Genomic DNA, 16918 nt, shown 5'->3' on the forward strand with positions numbered 1-16918 from the left:
CCCCCCCTCTAACAAGAGCACCCGCCCCCACAGCAACCACGCCACCATCCTCCCCCCCCCCGGGGCCGTCTGCTCTTCCCCCGACCGACCAGAAAGACCAGGATGCCCCTGTCCTCCATAGTGTCCCTGCCCCTGCTGCCGACGCCCCGTCCCGGCAGCGACGGCTCCGATCCCACCTTCGTGGCCGGGGACCCGGGCGGCAATGTCGTCCGGCGCAGCGTCCTCCCCGGTGGTGTCCGGGTGCTGACCGAGGCGATGCCGGGGCAGCGTTCGGCGACGATCGGGTTCTGGGTCGGCGTCGGCTCCCGGGACGAGGCCGAGGGCCAGCACGGCTCCACCCACTTCCTCGAGCACCTGCTGTTCAAGGGCACCGAGCGCCGCAGCGCCATGGACATCGCGTCCGCCTTCGACGAGGTCGGCGGCGAGTCCAACGCCGCGACGGCGAAGGAGAACACCTGCTACTACGCGAGGGTGCTCGACTCCGACCTGCCGATGGCCATCGACGTCATCGCGGACATGGTCACCTCCGCGGTCCTCGACCCCGACGAGCTCGAGCAGGAGCGGGACGTGATCCTCGAGGAGATCGCGATGGACAGCGACGACCCCGCCGACGTAGCCCACGAGAAGTTCGTCGAGCTGGTGCTGGGGGACCACCCGCTCGGACGCCCGATCGGCGGTACCCCCGAGGCCATCCGGGCCGTGCCCCGGGACTCCGTCCTCGCCCACTACCGGCGGTACTACACGCCCGCGGAACTGGTCGTGACAGCGGCCGGCGGACTGGACCACGACGTCGTCTGCCGGCTCGTGCAGGAAGCCCTCGTGTCCGCCGGGTGGGCGCTCGAGGAGGGGGCCCTGCCCGTTCCCCGCCGTGCTGCCACCGAGGTCCCGGTCCGGGGGGCGACGGGCGTGCACGTGATCCGCAGGGCCGTGGAGCAGTCGAACATCCTCATCGGTTGCCCGTCCCTCACCGCGACGGACGAGCGCCGCTTCGCCATGAGCGTCCTCAACGCCGTCCTGGGCGGCGGCATGTCCTCCCGCCTGTTCCAGGAGGTCCGCGAGAAGCGCGGCCTCGTGTACTCCACCTACTCCTTCTCGGCCGCCTACGCCGACGCAGGCTACTTCGGGATGTACGCGGGATGCTCGCCGGCCAAGACGGGGCAGGTCATCGACCTCCTCGGCGCGGAACTGGACCGGCTGGCCGCGGGCGGCATCGACGCCGAGGAACTGCGCAAGGCGATCGGACAGCTCTCCGGCGGGCTGGTCATGGCACTCGAGGACAGCAGCTCCCGCATGTCGCGGCTGGGCCGGTCGGAGCTGGTGTCCGGCGAGTTCGTCGACATGGACGCCTCCCTCGACCGCATCCGGTCCGTGACGGCGGAGGAGGTCCAGGCGCTGGCGCAGGAGCTCGCGGCCGCTCCGCGGACCACCGTCGTCGTCGGGCCGTTCGACTCCGCCGCCGACTTCGCGCGCTAGGGCGGATCGGCCGGCCCTGCCGTCACAACAGGGGTTAACGCGACGAGCGGCGCTGACCCTCGGCGGGCGCTGACCCCCGTCGTCGACCGGCGCTGACCCCCGTCGTCGACCGGCGCTGACCCCCGTCGTCGACCGGCGCTGAGCCCCGGCGTCGACCGGCGCTACCCTCCGGCGAAGGGCGGGAGGATGTCCAGCACGTCGCCGTCGCGCAGGACGGTCGAGGGGTCGCGGAGCGCGATCTCGTTCAGCAGGAAGCTGCTGCGGTCCAGGACCTTCGCCAGCGACGGCCCGCCCGGCACGGCCGGACGTTCCCGCAGGTCGGCCAGCACGACGGCTAGGGCGCGCCCGCCCGGCAGGCGCTCCTCATCGACGCCCGATGCGGCCTTGGCCGCCCCGAAATACCTCACGAGCACATCAGCCACCGATGGCACTCATCGATCGGTCCGGCTGGACGAAGTCCACGGCGCCGAGCCCCGTGTGGTCCATGCCGTGGGCCCGGGGCTTGAGCCACATGGCGTCGCGCCAGCGCTGGGCAACGGCCGCGTCCCCCGCATCGGACCGCAGCAGGTCCCTCAGGTCCGTCTCCTCGCGCGAGAAGAGGCAGCTCATGACCTTGCCCTCCGCCGTGACGCGCGTGCGCCGGCAGTCCGCGCAGAACGGCTCGGTCACCGACGCGATGATGCCCACCGTGCCGAGGACGACGTCGGGGGCGGATCGAGCCCGCACCTCCCACCGTTCCGCGGGGGCGCCGTCGCGGTTGCGGGGATCAGGGGTCAGGACGAAGCGGGTCTCGACGAGTTCGCGCATCTCGGCGGCCGTCACCATGCCCTCCCTGGTCCAACCGTGATCGGCGTCCAGGGGCATCTGCTCGATGAACCGCAGTTCGAAGCCCCGTGCCACCGCCCACTCCACGAGGTCGGGCGCTTCGTGGTCGTTGATGCCGCGCATCAGCACCGCGTTGATCTTGACGAGCCCGAGGCCGGCGTCGGCGGCCGCCTCGATGCCCCGCAGCACGCGGTCGAGGAACGGCCGGCGGGTCAGCTGGGCGAAGGTCCCGGGGTGCAAGGAATCCATGGAGACGTTGATGCGTGTGAGCCCGGCCTCCTTCAGCTGGACGGCGCGGCGGTCGAGGCCCAGCGCATTGGTCGTCATCGAGATGGGCAGCTCCGGGTGGGCGGCGCGGATGTCCCGGATGATGTCGAGCAGGTCGGCCCGGACCAGCGGCTCCCCGCCCGTGAGCCGCAGCTCCCGAATCCCGAGCTCGTCGACGCCGATGCGGACCAGGCGCACAATCTCGGCACGGGACAGGACCTGGTCCTTCTGGAGCCAGTTCAGGCCCTCCGCGGGCATGCAGTAGGTGCAGCGCAGGTTGCACTTGTCCGTGAGCGACAGGCGCATGTCCGTCGCCTGCCTGCCGTGGGCGTCCAGGAGGCCGGAGGCCTGAGCCCCGCGGGCGGGTCCCGGCATTCCCAGTTGGATTCCCATGCAACGAGCGTACGCCCTCCACAGCCGGCGGCCCTAGCCGTGGCGCTGCACGGCGCCGTCTTCCGCAGCCCGCCCGGACACGGTAGGGGCAGGACACGGTAGGGACCGGCACGGCAGGACCGGCACGGCCCCGTGCCTGCCTCGGGAACCTGGGTGCTCCGGCGCTCGTGTACCAGGAGGACTGTCCCTGCCCGGTAGCGTGCCGTCGCCGGGGCCCGGACGGAAGGCAGGAAGAATGCGGCGGCGGACATGGGCAGCGGCCTCGGGCGTCCTCGCGGTGGGCCTGGGCGTGATTGCCGGAGAGCTGGCGGCAGCCGCCCTGAGCCCCTCCGTCACCCCGGTGAGCGCTGTCGGTTCATCCGTGATCGATCTCCTGCCCCCGGGGGTGAAGGACTGGGCCATCGCCTGGTTCGGAACCGCGGACAAGACCGTCCTCCTGGTCACGATCGCCGTCCTCATCGCCGGGATCGCCGTCGCCGCCGGGGTGCTCGAATACCGCCGTGCGTTCACGGGACGGGCGATCGTCGTCGGGTTCGGCGTGGTCGGCGTGGTCGCTGTGGCATCGCGGCCGCAGTCCTCCCTCGTGTCCTTCGCGGGGCCGGTCGTCGCCGCGGTGGTGGCGGCGCTCGTCCTGGGTGCCCTCGTGCAGGCGCTCCGCGCGTGGGCCCGAAGCGCCCGGGCGGGAACCGACGGCGGGGACTCCGCGCCGGCCCGCCGCCGGTTCCTGCAGGGAGCCGGCGGCGCCGCCGTCGTCGCGGCCGCCACGGGGGCCGCCGCGACGGGCGTGCGGTCGACGCAGTCCACCGTCACCGTGCAGCGCTCCTCGATCACCCTTCCCGCGCCGGAGACCGCCGTCCTCCCGCCGGAGGGATCGTTCGTGCCGGAGGGAGCGGACCTGGGGATCGACGGACTGAGCGACCTCGTGACGCCGTCCGACGACTTCTACCGCATCGACACGGCCCTCGTGGTGCCCGTCGTGGACCCGGCACGCTGGTCCCTGAGGGTCACGGGACTCGTGGAGCGCGAGGTCGTGATCACGTTCGACGAGCTGCTCGCACTGCCCCTGGTCGAGCGCCACGTCACCCTCGCGTGCGTGTCCAACCCCGTAGGCGGGGACCTTACGGGCACCGCGCGCTGGCTCGGCTTTCCGGTCCGGGAGCTCCTCGCACGGGCAGGAGTACGTCCCAAAGCGGACATGGTGCTCTCGCGGAGCGTGGACGGCTTCACCGCGGGCACACCGCTCGAAGCCCTGACGGACGGGCGGGACGCCCTCCTCGCGGTCGGCATGAACGGAGAGCCCCTGCCGATCGAGCACGGCTTCCCGGTCCGGCTCGTGGTCCCGGGCCTCTACGGCTTCGTGTCCGCGACCAAATGGGTGGAGGAGCTCAAGGTCACCCGCTTCGCCGACGACACGGCGTACTGGTCCACGCGCGGCTGGTCCGAGCGGGGCCCCGTGAAGACCTCCTCCCGGATCGATGTCCCGCGACCGAGCGCGAGCGTTCCCGCGGGCGACGTCGTCGTCGGGGGAGTCGCCTGGGCGCAACACCGGGGCATCGGGGCCGTCGAGGTGCGGGTCGACGGCGGCGCCTGGCAGCGCGCGACCCTCGCCAGGCCCATCTCCGCCGACACCTGGTGCCAGTACAGCGCGACCCTGCGGCTGAGCGCCGGCCGGCACACCGTGCAGGCCCGCGCCACGGACCGGAGGGGAGGGGTGCAGTCCGACGCCGTCGTGGCCCCCGCCCCGGACGGCGCCGAGGGACTGCACACGGTAACGTTCACGGTGACCTAGGCCACCCCGGACCCTCCTGGGCCCGGCGTCCCCGGACGACGATGTGCGCGACGACGTGCAGGACCGACCGGACAGCATGGAACGAGGGCCGGCCGATGCCCGAAAGGCAGGAATGAGAAGAACCGTCGCCGAACACCAGGCCGCCGTCGCCGGGCTCCTGCGCAGCGGGTACGACGCCGGCCGCCCGGAGGTGCTCCCTCTCGCCGACGCGCTCGGCCGCGCCCTGGCAGAAGACGTGCGGGCGCCGGTGAGCCTGCCGCCGTTCGACAACTCGCAGATGGACGGGTACGCGGTCCACGCCGCCGACCTCGCCGACCCGGCAGGGCTGGTGGTGGTGGACGCCATCCCCGCGGGCTTCGTACCGCCCGCCCTCGAGCCCGGAACGGCAGCGCCGATCATGACGGGTGCGATGCTGCCTCCAGGTGCTGCCGCCGTCGTCCCCATCGAGCGCGCGGACCCTCCCCGGTTCTACTCCGCCGCGGAGCGCGCGGGCGGCGCGACCGTGGCACTTCCGGGTGGTGTCGAGGCCGGACTGTTCGTGCGCCGGGCCGGCAGCGACATCGCCGAGGGCGAGACCGCACTCCCGGCGGGGACGCTCCTCGGGCCGGCGCAGCTGGGGCTGCTAGCGGGCTGCGGTGTTGCCAGGGTCCCCGTCCGCCCGCGCTTCCGCGTGCTGCTCCTCTCCACGGGTGACGAGGTCGCCGAGCCCGGCGCGCCGCTCGCTCCGGGGACCATCTACGACGCCAACACCACGCTGCTCGAGGCAGCCTTGTGTGACGCGGGAGCCGACGTCACCCGCCACCGGCTCCTCGGCGACGACCCCGCGCTCCTCCGGGATGCGTTCGCTGCCATTCCGGCCGGCAGCACCGACCTCGTGCTCAGCACGGGCGGGATCAGCCAGGGAGCGTACGAGGTGGTGAAGCAGGCCCTGGCCGACAGCAGCGTGGAGTTCTGCTCGGTCGCCCTGCAGCCCGGGGGACCGCAGGCCTCCGGCACCCTCTCCGGCATGCCGTTCCTCGGGCTCCCCGGCAACCCGGTCAGCGCCCTGGTCTCCTTCGAGATGTTCCTCCGCCCGGCCCTCTCCCGGGTCACCGGGGCCCCGGCTCCCCGCCTCGTCCTGGACGCCGTCCTGGTCGAGGACGTCCGGAGTCCGGAGGCCAAGCACCAGGTCCGGCGCGGCCTCTACCGCAACGGCGAGGTCGCGCTGGTGGGCGGCCCGGGCTCCCACCTGCTGCACGCCCTCGCGGCGTCCAACTGCCTGGTCCACCTGCCGGAGGGTGTCGGGTCGCTGGCGGCGGGGGACTCCGTCGGGGTCACGCTCATCGGGCCGGTACCGGCGGATCCCTTCGCCGTCCGGGACGTGCCCGCCACCGGGCCGGCAGTTCCTGATTGAATGGACCCCGCAGAAAGGATCCCATCGTGAACCCATCCTCCGCCGAGGGCCTGTCCCACGTCCGCGCGGACGGCACGGCCCACATGGTCGACGTCTCCGGCAAGCAGGCCACCACCCGCCAGGCCGTGGCGGAAGCGACCCTCGAGACCACGCCCGACGTCGTCGCCCTCATCACCGAGGGCAGCCTGCCCAAGGGCGACGCCCTCGCCGTCGCGCGCATCGCGGGCATTATGGCCGCGAAGCAGACCTCCACGCTGATCCCGCTGTGCCACCCCCTGCCGCTCGCCAAGGTGACGGTGGACTTCGAACCCGACGGCGGGACCGTCCGGATCGTGGCCCTCGTCAAGACCACCGCGCTGACCGGGGTCGAGATGGAGGCCCTGACCGCGGCGTCGGTGGCGGCGCTGACCCTCTACGACATGATCAAGGCCGTGGACAAGCGCGCCGTCATCAACGGCACGCGCGTGGTATCGAAGTCCGGCGGCAAGAGCGGAGACTGGAGCGTATGACAACCCTCCGCCCCGCCGCCGTGGTCATCGCCTCCACCCGCGCCGCCGCCGGCACCTACGAGGACGAGTGCGGGCCGGCCATCGCCGAATGGCTCTACCAGCACGGCTTCGCCGTCGCCGACGCCGTCGTGGTCCCCGACGGCGATGCCGTGGGATCGGCGATCGGTGCCGCCCTGGAGGCCCGGCCGGCCGTGCTCATCACGAGCGGGGGGACGGGGCTGAGCCCCGACGACACCACGCCCGAACAGACAGTGCCCTACCTCTCACGCAGCCTCCCGGGCATCATGGAGGCCATCCGCCGCGCGGGCTCCGAGAAGGTCCCGACCGCCGTCCTCAGCCGCGGCCTCGCCGGCACAGCCGGCTCGACCTTCGTGGTCAACCTGCCGGGTTCGCCCGGAGGCGTCCGCGACGGACTCGCCGTGCTCTCACCCCTCATCGACCACATCTGCTCCCAACTGGAGGGCTCCCATGACCACCGGTGAAGTCGTCCACGCAGCCGTCGCGGACACCCCCATCACGCCCGACCAGGCGCATGCCGGCGTCGACTCCCCGCGCTGCGGAGCGATCGTCGGTTTCAGCGGCGTCGTCCGGAACCACGACGGCGGACGCGACGTGGTGTCCCTGACCTACTCCGCGCATCCGAGCGCGGAGCGCGTCATCCGGGAGGTGGCCGAGGAGATCGCCTCCCGCCATGACGGCATCCGCATCTGGGTCGCCCACCGCGTCGGTCCCCTCGCGATCGGCGACCAGGCGCTCGTCGCCGCCGTCGGCGCGGCGCACCGCGGCGAGGCGTTCCGGGCGTGCTCGGACCTCGTCGACCTCGTCAAGGAACGCGTCCCCATCTGGAAGGAGCAGTTCTTCACCGACGGCAGCGTGGAATGGGTCGGCGCAGGGGCCTGACAGTAGGCTGGACGGCATGACTGAACTACTGCCCGTGGCCGTACTGGGCGCCAGGGGGCGCATGGGATCCGAGGCCGTCCGGGCCGTCGACGCCGCCGCCGACCTCGACCTCGTGGCGGCGCTCGGCAGCAGCGACCCGCTCGAGACCCTCGTGTCGGCCGGGGCCCGCGTGGTCGTGGACCTGACCGTCCCGGACGCCACCTTCGACAACGTGGCCTTCGCCGTCGAGCACGGCATGCACGCCGTCGTCGGCACCACCGGCTGGACCCCGCAGCGCCTCGACCGGCTGGGGGAACTCCTGGCCGGCAGCCCCGGCACCGGGGTGCTGATCGCCCCCAACTTCGCGCTCGGCTCGGTCCTCGCCACCGCTTTCGCCGCCAGCGCGGCACGCTACTTCGAATCGGTCGAGATCATCGAACTGCATCATCCGGACAAGGTGGACGCGCCGTCCGGCACCGCCGTGCGGACCGCGCAGCTCGTCTCCGCGGCCCGCGCCGCGGCCGGCATCGCCGAGGCGCCCGACGCGACCCGGGACCAGCTCGACGGCGCCAGGGGTGCGAGCGTCGACGGCGTCCCCGTCCACTCGGTGCGCCTCCGTGGGCTCACGGCCCACCAGGAGGTCCTGCTCGGGAGCCCGGGGGAGCAGCTCACCATCCGGCACGACTCCTTCGACCGGGCCTCCTTCATGCCCGGCGTGCTCCTCGGGATCCGTTCGGTGGCCCGGTATCCTGGGCTCACCGTGGGACTGGACGGCTACCTGGACCTGCCGGGAACCGGCCGATGAGGACGGCGGCCGGGTTCTACCGGGAGCACAAGGTCAAGCTCGGCGTCCTGCTCGTCACGGTGCTCCTGGTCTTCTGGCTCGCCGTGTCCTTCCAGCGCAGCTTCCTGCTGCTCGGTGCGCCCGAACTCCTGGCGAAGGCGATCGGGGCCGGCTACCTGATCCTGCCGTGCATCGGCGCCTGGGCGCTCATCCGCGAACTCCTCTTCGGGGCACAGACGCAGAGGATGGCCCGGCAGCTGGAGAGCGAGGGCGGCCTGCCCGTCGACGACCTCCCGAGGACACCCTCCGGCCGGATCGTGCGGTCCGCGGCGGATGCCGCCTTCCCCGCCTACCAGGCCGAGACGGAGGCCCACCCCGACAACTGGCGCAGCTGGTTCCGGCTCTCCTACGCCTACGACGCCGCCGGCGACCGCAAGCGGGCCCGGCAGGCGATGCGCGACGCCGGAAAGCTGTACAGACAGGGTCCCGCGGGCACGTCCCGCTGAGCGTCCCCAGGGCACCTCTCCTGGGAGCGGCGGCGGGCCGATCCCGCGGGCACGTCCCGCTGAGCCCCTGGGTCAGCGCCGTACGTCGGCTCCGCCGTCGCGGGCCGCCGTGGCGGCACCGGAGGCGATGAGTTCGAGCGGTCCGCGCGACCCCACGCGCTGGAACAGGAGGCCGATCGCCACCGCTCCCACCACCTGCAGCCAGAAGAGCTGCATCGGGTCGGGCAGGGGGTCCAGCTGGTCCGCCCAGCTCATCACACACACGTGCAGGCTGTAGAGCGTCAAAGTCATCGCCCCGGGCGCCGACAGGGGCAGCAGGGCCGAGGGGAACCGCCGCGTCAGCAGCAGGCACAGGCCGACGACGGCCGCCGCGGACCCGGCCACGTGCACCAGGTCGAGGGTGGTTCCGGAGTGGGGGGCGCTGACGGCCAGCCACCACCAGGACCCGGACTGATCGACACCCGCCAGCCCGACGTCGAGCATCGCCTCCAGCGGATAGCGGCTCCCGTCGGGTGTCTGCAGGAGCGCCGCGAGGCCTCCGCCGGGCCCCAGGAGCTGGGCGCTGAGGAGCTTGGCCCCGATCGCCGCGGAGGCCCCCGCCCCCAGGAGGGCCAGCTGCATGCCGAGGCGCGAGAGGTCGAGCCGGCCGATCCCCATCCCCACCAGGAGGAAGCCGAGCCACTGCAGCACCGGGTAGTAGCCGGTCAGGAAGATGTCCGCGGCGAGGGTCCCCGACTCCAGGAAGTGCTCGAAGATCGGATTCGCGCCGAGCGACGGCGGGTCCACGGCGGCGGCCACGACCGGGCGCAGCAGGTAGGCCGCGACGGGAGCCAGCAGCAGCCAGCCCGCCGCCCAGGCCGCGAGCGCCCGGACCCTGAGCCCGGTGAACGGCAGTGCCACCAGGAACAGCACGCCGTAGTGGAAGAGGATGATGGCGATGTTCGTCTCGACACCGCCGAGGACCAGCCCGATCAGTGCGATCACCAGCGCACGGACCGCGATGCCGCGGCGGTCCGCGGACAGCGTCCGGTCCCGGTGCTGGGCGTGTCCGCCCGTCAGCAGCGCGAGGCCGATGCCGGCGACGACGGCGAACAGGCCCGACGCGCGACCGGAGAAGAGCAGGGCCGTCCAGGTGGCCTCGGTGGTGCCCGGGCTGTACAGCGGGAGGACGTGCGTGCTCATCATCCCGAAGAGCGCCACGCCCCGGGCCGCGTCGATCCCGGTCAACCGTCGGGAGGGCTTGGTGTGCATCCGGTCATCGTCCCACAGGCACTCTTGCCCCTCCTGCGGAACCGCACGCCCACCGGGCGCCGCTCGACCGGGTAACGTTTTACCCATGGTTGAAACCCCCTCGCGTACCCTCCCGTTCGGCTCGCTCGTGACCGCCATGGTCACCCCGTTCACGGCCGACGGCTCCGTGGACTTCGATGCCACCGCCGCCCTCGCCGCACGGCTCGTCGACGACGGCTGCGACGGCCTGGTCGTCTCGGGTACCACGGGGGAGACCTCCACCCTGGAGGATTCCGAGAAGGAGGACCTCTACCGCGTGGTCGTGGAGACCGTGGGGGACAGGGCCCGCGTCATCGCCGGCACGGGGACGAACCACACCTCGCACTCGGTGGAGATGGCACGGCGCGCCGAGCGTGCAGGCGCCCACGCGCAGCTCGTTGTGACGCCGTATTACAACAAGCCGACCCAGGCGGGTGTGCTTGCCCACTTCTCCGCCGTCGCCGAGGCCAGCGACCTGCCGATCATGATCTACGACATCCCCGGCCGGTCCGCGATCCCCATCACCACCGAGACCATGTTCCGCCTCGCCGAGCACCCCCGGATCCTGGCGCTCAAGGATGCGAAGGCCGACTTCGCAGCCGTCACGCGGGTCCTCGCCAGCACCGACCTCGACGTCTACTCGGGCGACGACGGGCTCACGCTGCCCTGGATGGCGGCAGGGGCCGTCGGCGTCGTCAGCGTCAGCGCGCACGTCGCGACCGCCGCGTTCCGCCGCCTGGTGGACGCCGCGGCGGCGGGGGACTTCGACGAGGCACGGCGCATCCACTTCGACCTCGACCCGGTGATCCGGGCCGTCATGACGCACCTCCCCGGCGCGGTGTCCGCCAAGCACATCCTGCACCTCCAGGGCGCCATCCCGAACGCCGTCGTGCGCCTGCCCCTCGTCGAGCCCGACGAGCATGAACTGGCCCCCGTCCTCGCCGACCTGACCGAGGCGGGCTGGGACCTCGACGCGCTCGGCGGCCGCGAGGGCGTCCGGGCATGAGCGACGCGGCCGGCGTCGGACCGGCACTCCGGGTCCTGCCGCCGGCCCTCGAGCCGGGAACCCTGCGCATCGTGCCGCTGGGCGGGCTCGGGGAGATCGGCCGCAACATGGCGGTCTTCGAGATCTCCGGAAAGCTCCTGATCGTCGACTGCGGAGTCCTGTTCCCCGAGGAGACCCAGCCCGGCGTGGACCTGATCCTGCCCGACTTCTCCTACATCGAGGACAGGCTCGACGACGTCGTCGGGCTGGTCCTCACGCACGGCCACGAGGACCACATCGGGGCGGTCCCGTACCTGCTGCGCCTCAAGGGCGACATCCCCATCATCGGATCCCAGCTGACGCTCGCGCTGATCGAGGCGAAACTGCAGGAGCACCGGATCCGCCCCTACACCCTCACGGTGTCGGAGGGGCAGATCGAGCAGTTCGGGCCCTTCGAGTGCGAATTCGTCGCGGTCAACCACTCCATCCCCGATGCCCTCGCGGTGTTCATCCGCACCGAGGCGGGCAACGTCCTGCACACGGGCGACTTCAAGATGGACCAGGTCCCGCTCGACGGGCGCATCACCGACCTGCGCGCCTTCGCCCGGCTCGGCGAGGAGGGCGTCGATCTGTTCATGGTGGACTCGACGAACGCCGACGTCCCGGGCTTCACCACGTCGGAGCGCGAGATCGGCCCGGTCCTCGAGAACCTGTTCGGGCAGGTCCGCAAGCGCATCATCGTGGCGTCCTTCTCCTCCCACGTGCACCGCGTGCAGCAGGTGCTCGACGCCGCGCACGCCCACGGGCGCTTCGTCTGCTTCGCCGGGCGGTCCATGGTGCGCAACATGGCGATCGCGGCCCGGCTCGGCTACCTGAAGGTGCCCGACGGCATCCTCGTGGACATCAAGAACCTGGACGACCTGCCCGACGAGCGCGTGGTCCTCATGTCGACCGGCTCGCAGGGCGAGCCCATGGCGGCGCTGTCCCGCATGGCCAACGGCGACCACCGCATCACCGTGGGCAAGGGTGACACCGTGATCCTCGCGTCGTCGCTCATCCCCGGCAACGAGAACGCCGTCTTCCGGGTCATCAACGGGCTCCTGAAGCTCGGCGCCGACGTGATCCACAAGGGCAACGCGAAGGTGCACGTATCAGGCCACGCCGCGGCCGGCGAGCTCCTCTACTGCTACAACATCCTGAAGCCGAAGAACGTCATGCCGGTGCACGGCGAGACACGGCACCTCATCGCCAACGGCAGGCTGGCGCAGCAGACGGGCGTCCCGGCGTCGAACGTGCTGCTCACCGACGACGGCTCGGTCATCGACCTCGTGGACGCCAGGGCCCGCGTGGTGGGCGCCGTCGAGTGCGGGTACGTGTACGTGGACGGATCGAGCGTCGGCGAGATCACGGACGCCGACCTCAAGGACCGCCGGATCCTCGGGGAGGAGGGCTTCATCTCGATCATCACCGTCGTCAACCGCACCACCGGGAAGATCGTGTCCGGACCGGACATCCACGCGCGCGGTTTCGCGGAGGACGACTCCGTGTTCGACGAGATCAAGCCGAGGATCAACGAGGCCCTCGAAGAGGCCGTCATGAACAACCAGGACCACACCACCTACCAACTGCAGCAGGTGGTACGCCGCGTCGTCGGCACCTGGGTCAACCGGCGCCACCGCCGGCGCCCGATGATCATCCCCGTCGTCCTCGAGGCCTGACACGCCCTTCCGTGCCGCCGGGCCCTGCGGGTCATGCCCACCCGTGAGGGGCGCTGCAGCGTGCGGGAATTCGAGGTTCAGGGGGCTTCGTCGGGTACCGTGAGGAGCATGGCCACTCGAACGTCCCCTGCCCCGCGGGGCCAGCACCAGACCCGCAGCAAGGGAGCGACCGCCGCTGCAGGACCCTCCCGGAGCAAGGCCCCGGCGAAGGGGACGGCGCGGACCGCGGCGAAGACCCGTCCGCTCCCCGCCCCGCCGGAACCGGAGGACCGCCAGGCCCTTCCGGTGAGGGCCGTCCGGGCGGTCTGGATGGGCATGGCGCACGTCGTCGGTTCCGGCGTCCGCACCTTCGGGCACGACGTCAGCCCGGAGCGCGAGCTCCGCCGGGACGGTTCCGGTTTCTTCCTCCTCCTGGTCGCCCTGGCCGTCGCGGCCGTCGAGTGGTGGGCGCTGACCGGCGTCGCCGCCGACATCGTCCACGCCGCCGCCGGCGGGACCTTCGGCTGGATGGCCCTGCTCGTCCCCTTCCTGCTCGGTATCGGCGCCGTCCGGCTGTTCCGCTATCCGGAGCGCCACCGGGCCAACAACCGGATCGCCATCGGGCTGCTCGTGATCCTCTTCGCCGGCTCCGGCATCGCGCACCTCGTGGGCGGCCGGCCTAGCCTCGCGGACGGGCTGTACGCGCTCTGGCGTGCAGGCGGCGTCGCGGGCTTCCTCGCCGCAGGTCCGCTCAGCAGCGTCCTCACGGCCTGGCCGGTCGGGGTCCTGCTGGCGGCGGCGATCTTCCTCGGGCTCCTGATCGTCACGGCCACGCCCTTCCGCCACATCCCGGGCCGCCTGCGCACGCTCTACGAGCACCTCATGGGCCAGGACCCCGATGGCGCCGGGAACCACCGCGACGACGGCCACGACCAGAGCTACCTGTACGAGACGCACGGCGCCACCGCCAAGCCCGAACCGAAGAAGCGCAAGCGCCTCTTCGGCAAGGACAAGCAGGAGGCCCCCTTCGACGCCGAGCAGGAGGCCGGGCACGACGCCGACTGGGACGGGTACGTCGGCGACGAGGCGTTCGAGCGCGCCGTCATCGAGGACGAGGAACGCCGCGCCCGCGAGGCGGAGGCAGCCGTCCCCCCGGGCGTCCGTCGACCCACCAAGCAGGAACTCGCCGCCGAGGAACTCAAGCGGTCCCAGGCTGCCCGCCCGCCCGTGCCCGAGGCGCCGGAGCGCGCTCCGGAGGGCGCCACGGAGGCCATCGACGTCGTTCCCGCCGCGAAGGCGCTGATCGTCCCCTCCACGCCCGTGCAGCCGCAGGTCCCGCCCACGCCGATCCCGCAGCGCACGGAGCAGCTGCAGCTCGCCGGCGACGTCGCCTACACGCTGCCGCCGTCGGACTACCTGCCCGCCGGCACCCCGCCGAAGGAGCGGTCGGAGGCCAACGACGCCGTCGTCGCCGCCCTGACGCACACGATGGACCAGTTCAACGTGGATGCCAAGGTCACCGGGTTCTCCCGCGGCCCCACGGTGACGCGCTACGAGATCGAGCTGGCACCCGGCACCAAGGTGGAGCGGGTCACCGCCCTGTCGAAGAACATCTCCTACGCCGTGGCGAGCTCGGACGTGCGCATCCTGTCACCGATCCCGGGGAAGTCGGCCATCGGCATCGAGATCCCCAACACGGACCGCGAGACCGTCTCCCTCGGCGACGTGCTGCGCTCCGGCAACGCCCGCAAGACGGACCACCCGATGGTGATGGGAGTGGGCAAGGACGTGGAGGGCGGCTTCGTCGTCGCCAACCTCGCCAAGATGCCGCACCTGCTCGTCGCGGGTGCTACGGGCGCCGGCAAGTCCTCCTTCGTGAACTCGATGATCACGTCCATCCTGATGCGCTCCACCCCCGATGAGGTGCGCATGGTCATGGTGGACCCCAAGCGGGTGGAACTCACCGCGTACGAGGGCGTCCCGCACCTCATCACGCCCATCATCACGAACCCGAAGAAGGCCGCGGAGGCGCTGCAGTGGGTGGTCCGGGAGATGGACACGCGCTACGACGACCTCGCGAACTACGGCTACAAGCACATCGACGACTTCAACAAGGCGGTCCGCAACGGCAAGGTCGTCCCGCCCGAGGGGTCCAAGCGGGTCGTGCGGCCCTACCCCTACCTGCTGGTCATCGTGGACGAGCTCGCCGACCTGATGATGGTCGCGCCGCGCGACGTCGAGGACTCCATCGTGAGGATCACGCAGCTGGCACGTGCCGCCGGCATCCACCTGGTGCTCGCGACGCAGCGGCCGTCGGTCGACGTCGTCACCGGCCTGATCAAGGCGAACGTCCCGTCACGCATGGCGTTCGCGACGTCCTCCGTCACGGACTCCCGGGTGGTCCTCGACCAGCCGGGCGCGGAGAAGCTGATCGGCCAGGGCGACGCCCTCTTCCTGCCGATGGGTGCCTCGAAGCCCATGCGCGTCCAGGGCGCCTGGGTCACGGAATCCGAGATCCACCGCGTCGTCGAACACGTGAAGGGCCAGCTGCAGGCCGTGTACCGCGAGGACGTCGCGGTCGATGCCCCGAAGAAGCAGATCGACGACGACATCGGAGACGACCTCGACGTCCTGCTGCAGGCGACGGAACTCGTGGTCACCACCCAGTTCGGGTCCACTTCGATGCTCCAGCGCAAGCTCAGGGTCGGCTTCGCCAAGGCCGGACGGCTCATGGACCTCCTCGAGTCACGCGGCGTCGTCGGCCCGTCGGAGGGGTCGAAGGCCCGCGACGTGCTCGTCAAGCCCGACGATCTCGCACCGGTCCTCGCGGCCATGCGCGGCGACGAGGCCCCGGTCGCGCTCCGTGCAGCCTCCGAACCGATCGACCTCGTCGCCGACGACCTCGCCTCGCGGGCGCAGGCCGTGGACTACTACGACGGCGCGGACGGTTCGGACAGCGGCGATGACGGCGACAACGACGCGTGGAACCTCACCGGCAGGTAGCCTGACATCGTGAGTACCTCCCCGAGCCCGGCGGTGCCGGTCCTGAACATCGCGAACGTCCTCACCGTCGTGCGCATCCTGCTGGTCCCGTTCTTCATCTGGTTCCTCCTGCTCGACGACGGGCGGGCCGGGCTGTTCCGCTGGCTCGCGGTCGCCACCTTCGTCGTGGCCATCTACACCGACAAGCTCGACGGCGACCTGGCGCGCAGCCGGGGCCTCATCACGGACTTCGGCAAGATCGCGGACCCGATCGCCGACAAGCTGCTCATCGGATCGGCGCTGGTGCTCCTGTCGGTCCTGGGCGAGCTGTGGTGGTGGGTCACCGTCGTCATCCTCGTCCGGGAGCTCGGCATCACGGTGCTGCGCTTCGCGGTCATCCGGTACGGCGTCATGCCGGCATCCCGCGGCGGCAAGCTCAAGACCGTCGTCCAGACAGCTGCCATCCTGCTGTTCCTCATCCCGCTGCAGGCCATCGCGGGAGCCTGGGCATGGTGGCTCGCCGCAGCGGTCATGGCCCTGGCGGTCGTCATCACGGTGGTGACGGGTGTCGATTACGTGCTCCAGGCGATCCGCCTCCGGGCGGCAGGCCGCCGGTGAGCGACATCGGTGCCGCGTCCGAGGTGGTCGCACGGGCCACGCATCTGGGCGTCACCGTGGCGACCGCCGAGTCCCTGACGGCCGGCCTGGTGGCCTCCTCGATCGCAGGGGTGCCCGGCGCCTCGGCCGTCCTCCAGGGAGGTCTGGTCGCCTATCAGCTGGAAGTCAAGCAGAAACTCCTGGGCGTCGACGCGGACCTCCTCGCGACGGCAGGAGCCGTGGATCCCCGGGTCGCTGCCGCGATGGCCGACGGCGCGCGGGCCGCGTTCTCCGCCGATATCGGCCTCGCGACCACCGGCGTCGCGGGTCCCGCACCCCACGGGGGCAAGCCCGTGGGCACCGTGTTCACGGCGATCTCGTCCTCCGCGGGCACGGAGACCTTCGAACACCACTTCCCCGGCGACCGCGAAAGCATCCGGGCAGCCTCCTGCGAGGCGGTGCTTACCGAGCTCCTCGGGACTTTGTCCAAGGGAACAAACAGTGGCCGGGGGTAGTTATAAACACTGTCGGCCGTTGATAGGGTTGGCGACTTAGGCTCAGGCAGATCGG

The 16918-nt window shown here is 71.7% G+C and carries 16 protein-coding genes; 13 read left to right on the plus strand and 3 right to left on the minus strand.

All coding sequences use genetic code 11. From position 1 onward, the window contains the following. Positions 1-102: 102 nt before the first annotated feature. Positions 103-1473 carry a M16 family metallopeptidase gene (locus ACX80I_RS16380; protein WP_459346173.1) on the plus strand — a complete coding sequence of 457 codons (1371 nt, stop codon included), beginning with the start codon at positions 103-105 and terminating at the stop codon, positions 1471-1473. Positions 1474-1634: 161 nt separating this feature from the next. Here the strand turns inward: ACX80I_RS16380 and ACX80I_RS16385 are convergent, their stop codons facing one another. Both ACX80I_RS16385 and moaA read right to left on the minus strand, forming a co-directional pair. Next, positions 1635-1886 (minus strand): MoaD/ThiS family protein, encoded by a 252-nt coding sequence (locus ACX80I_RS16385; protein ID WP_459346223.1) that lies wholly within the window; start codon positions 1884-1886, stop codon positions 1635-1637. A gap of 1 nt (position 1887) precedes the next feature. After that, a complete protein-coding gene (gene moaA / locus ACX80I_RS16390) occupies positions 1888-2958 on the minus strand; it encodes a GTP 3',8-cyclase MoaA (protein ID WP_459346174.1) in 1071 nt (356 codons plus the stop codon). Positions 2959-3193: 235 nt separating this feature from the next. On the opposite strand from moaA, the gene ACX80I_RS16395 reads away from it, so the two are divergent. The 7 genes from ACX80I_RS16395 to ACX80I_RS16425 all read left to right on the plus strand — a co-directional run bounded on the left by ACX80I_RS16395 (position 3194) and on the right by ACX80I_RS16425 (position 8818). After that, a complete protein-coding gene (locus ACX80I_RS16395; RefSeq protein WP_459346175.1) occupies positions 3194-4747 on the plus strand; it encodes a molybdopterin-dependent oxidoreductase in 1554 nt (517 codons plus the stop codon). A 112-nt stretch (positions 4748-4859) separates the two neighbouring features. Then, a complete protein-coding gene (locus ACX80I_RS16400) occupies positions 4860-6140 on the plus strand; it encodes a molybdopterin molybdotransferase MoeA (protein WP_459346176.1) in 1281 nt (426 codons plus the stop codon). Positions 6141-6223: 83 nt separating this feature from the next. Beyond that, entirely contained in the window at positions 6224-6649 is a 426-nt protein-coding gene (gene moaC / locus ACX80I_RS16405; RefSeq protein ID WP_459346224.1) for a cyclic pyranopterin monophosphate synthase MoaC, read from the plus strand. Then, positions 6646-7131: a MogA/MoaB family molybdenum cofactor biosynthesis protein gene (locus ACX80I_RS16410; protein WP_459346177.1), complete on the plus strand. Its 486-nt coding sequence runs from the start codon at positions 6646-6648 to the stop codon at positions 7129-7131. Before moaC ends, ACX80I_RS16410 begins: the two co-directional genes overlap by 4 nt. Beyond that, entirely contained in the window at positions 7118-7549 is a 432-nt protein-coding gene (locus ACX80I_RS16415; RefSeq protein WP_459346178.1) for a molybdenum cofactor biosynthesis protein MoaE, read from the plus strand. Before ACX80I_RS16410 ends, ACX80I_RS16415 begins: the two co-directional genes overlap by 14 nt. A 16-nt stretch (positions 7550-7565) precedes the next feature. After that, positions 7566-8333: a 4-hydroxy-tetrahydrodipicolinate reductase gene (gene dapB, locus ACX80I_RS16420; protein ID WP_459346179.1), complete on the plus strand. Its 768-nt coding sequence runs from the start codon at positions 7566-7568 to the stop codon at positions 8331-8333. After that, on the plus strand, positions 8330-8818 hold the full coding sequence (locus tag ACX80I_RS16425; RefSeq protein WP_459346180.1) for a hypothetical protein: 489 nt from the start codon (positions 8330-8332) through the stop codon (positions 8816-8818). The genes dapB and ACX80I_RS16425 overlap by 4 nt, the downstream gene beginning before the upstream one ends. 72 nt (positions 8819-8890) lie before the next feature. On the opposite strand, the gene ACX80I_RS16430 is transcribed toward ACX80I_RS16425, so the two are convergent. Continuing rightward, a complete protein-coding gene (locus tag ACX80I_RS16430) occupies positions 8891-10069 on the minus strand; it encodes a heparan-alpha-glucosaminide N-acetyltransferase domain-containing protein (protein ID WP_459346181.1) in 1179 nt (392 codons plus the stop codon). 85 nt (positions 10070-10154) lie between these two features. Here ACX80I_RS16430 and dapA point away from each other — a divergent pair, with 85 nt between their 5' ends. The 5 genes from dapA (at position 10155) to ACX80I_RS16455 (ending at position 16863) form a co-directional block, all read left to right on the plus strand. Further along, complete coding sequence (gene dapA, locus ACX80I_RS16435) at positions 10155-11093, plus strand: 4-hydroxy-tetrahydrodipicolinate synthase (RefSeq protein WP_459346182.1); 939 nt, start codon at positions 10155-10157, stop codon at positions 11091-11093. Then, positions 11090-12790 carry a ribonuclease J gene (locus ACX80I_RS16440; RefSeq protein ID WP_459346183.1) on the plus strand — a complete coding sequence of 567 codons (1701 nt, stop codon included), beginning with the start codon at positions 11090-11092 and terminating at the stop codon, positions 12788-12790. The genes dapA and ACX80I_RS16440 overlap by 4 nt, the downstream gene beginning before the upstream one ends. A gap of 108 nt (positions 12791-12898) precedes the next feature. Next, positions 12899-15772 carry an FtsK/SpoIIIE family DNA translocase gene (locus tag ACX80I_RS16445; protein ID WP_459346184.1) on the plus strand — a complete coding sequence of 958 codons (2874 nt, stop codon included), beginning with the start codon at positions 12899-12901 and terminating at the stop codon, positions 15770-15772. Positions 15773-15778: 6 nt separating this feature from the next. Then, entirely contained in the window at positions 15779-16369 is a 591-nt protein-coding gene (pgsA, locus tag ACX80I_RS16450; protein WP_459346225.1) for a CDP-diacylglycerol--glycerol-3-phosphate 3-phosphatidyltransferase, read from the plus strand. Then, positions 16366-16863 carry a CinA family protein gene (locus tag ACX80I_RS16455; RefSeq protein WP_459346185.1) on the plus strand — a complete coding sequence of 166 codons (498 nt, stop codon included), beginning with the start codon at positions 16366-16368 and terminating at the stop codon, positions 16861-16863. The genes pgsA and ACX80I_RS16455 overlap by 4 nt, the downstream gene beginning before the upstream one ends. Positions 16864-16918 lie beyond the last annotated feature (55 nt).

The sequence above is a fragment of the Arthrobacter rhamnosi genome (genome assembly GCF_054510855.1).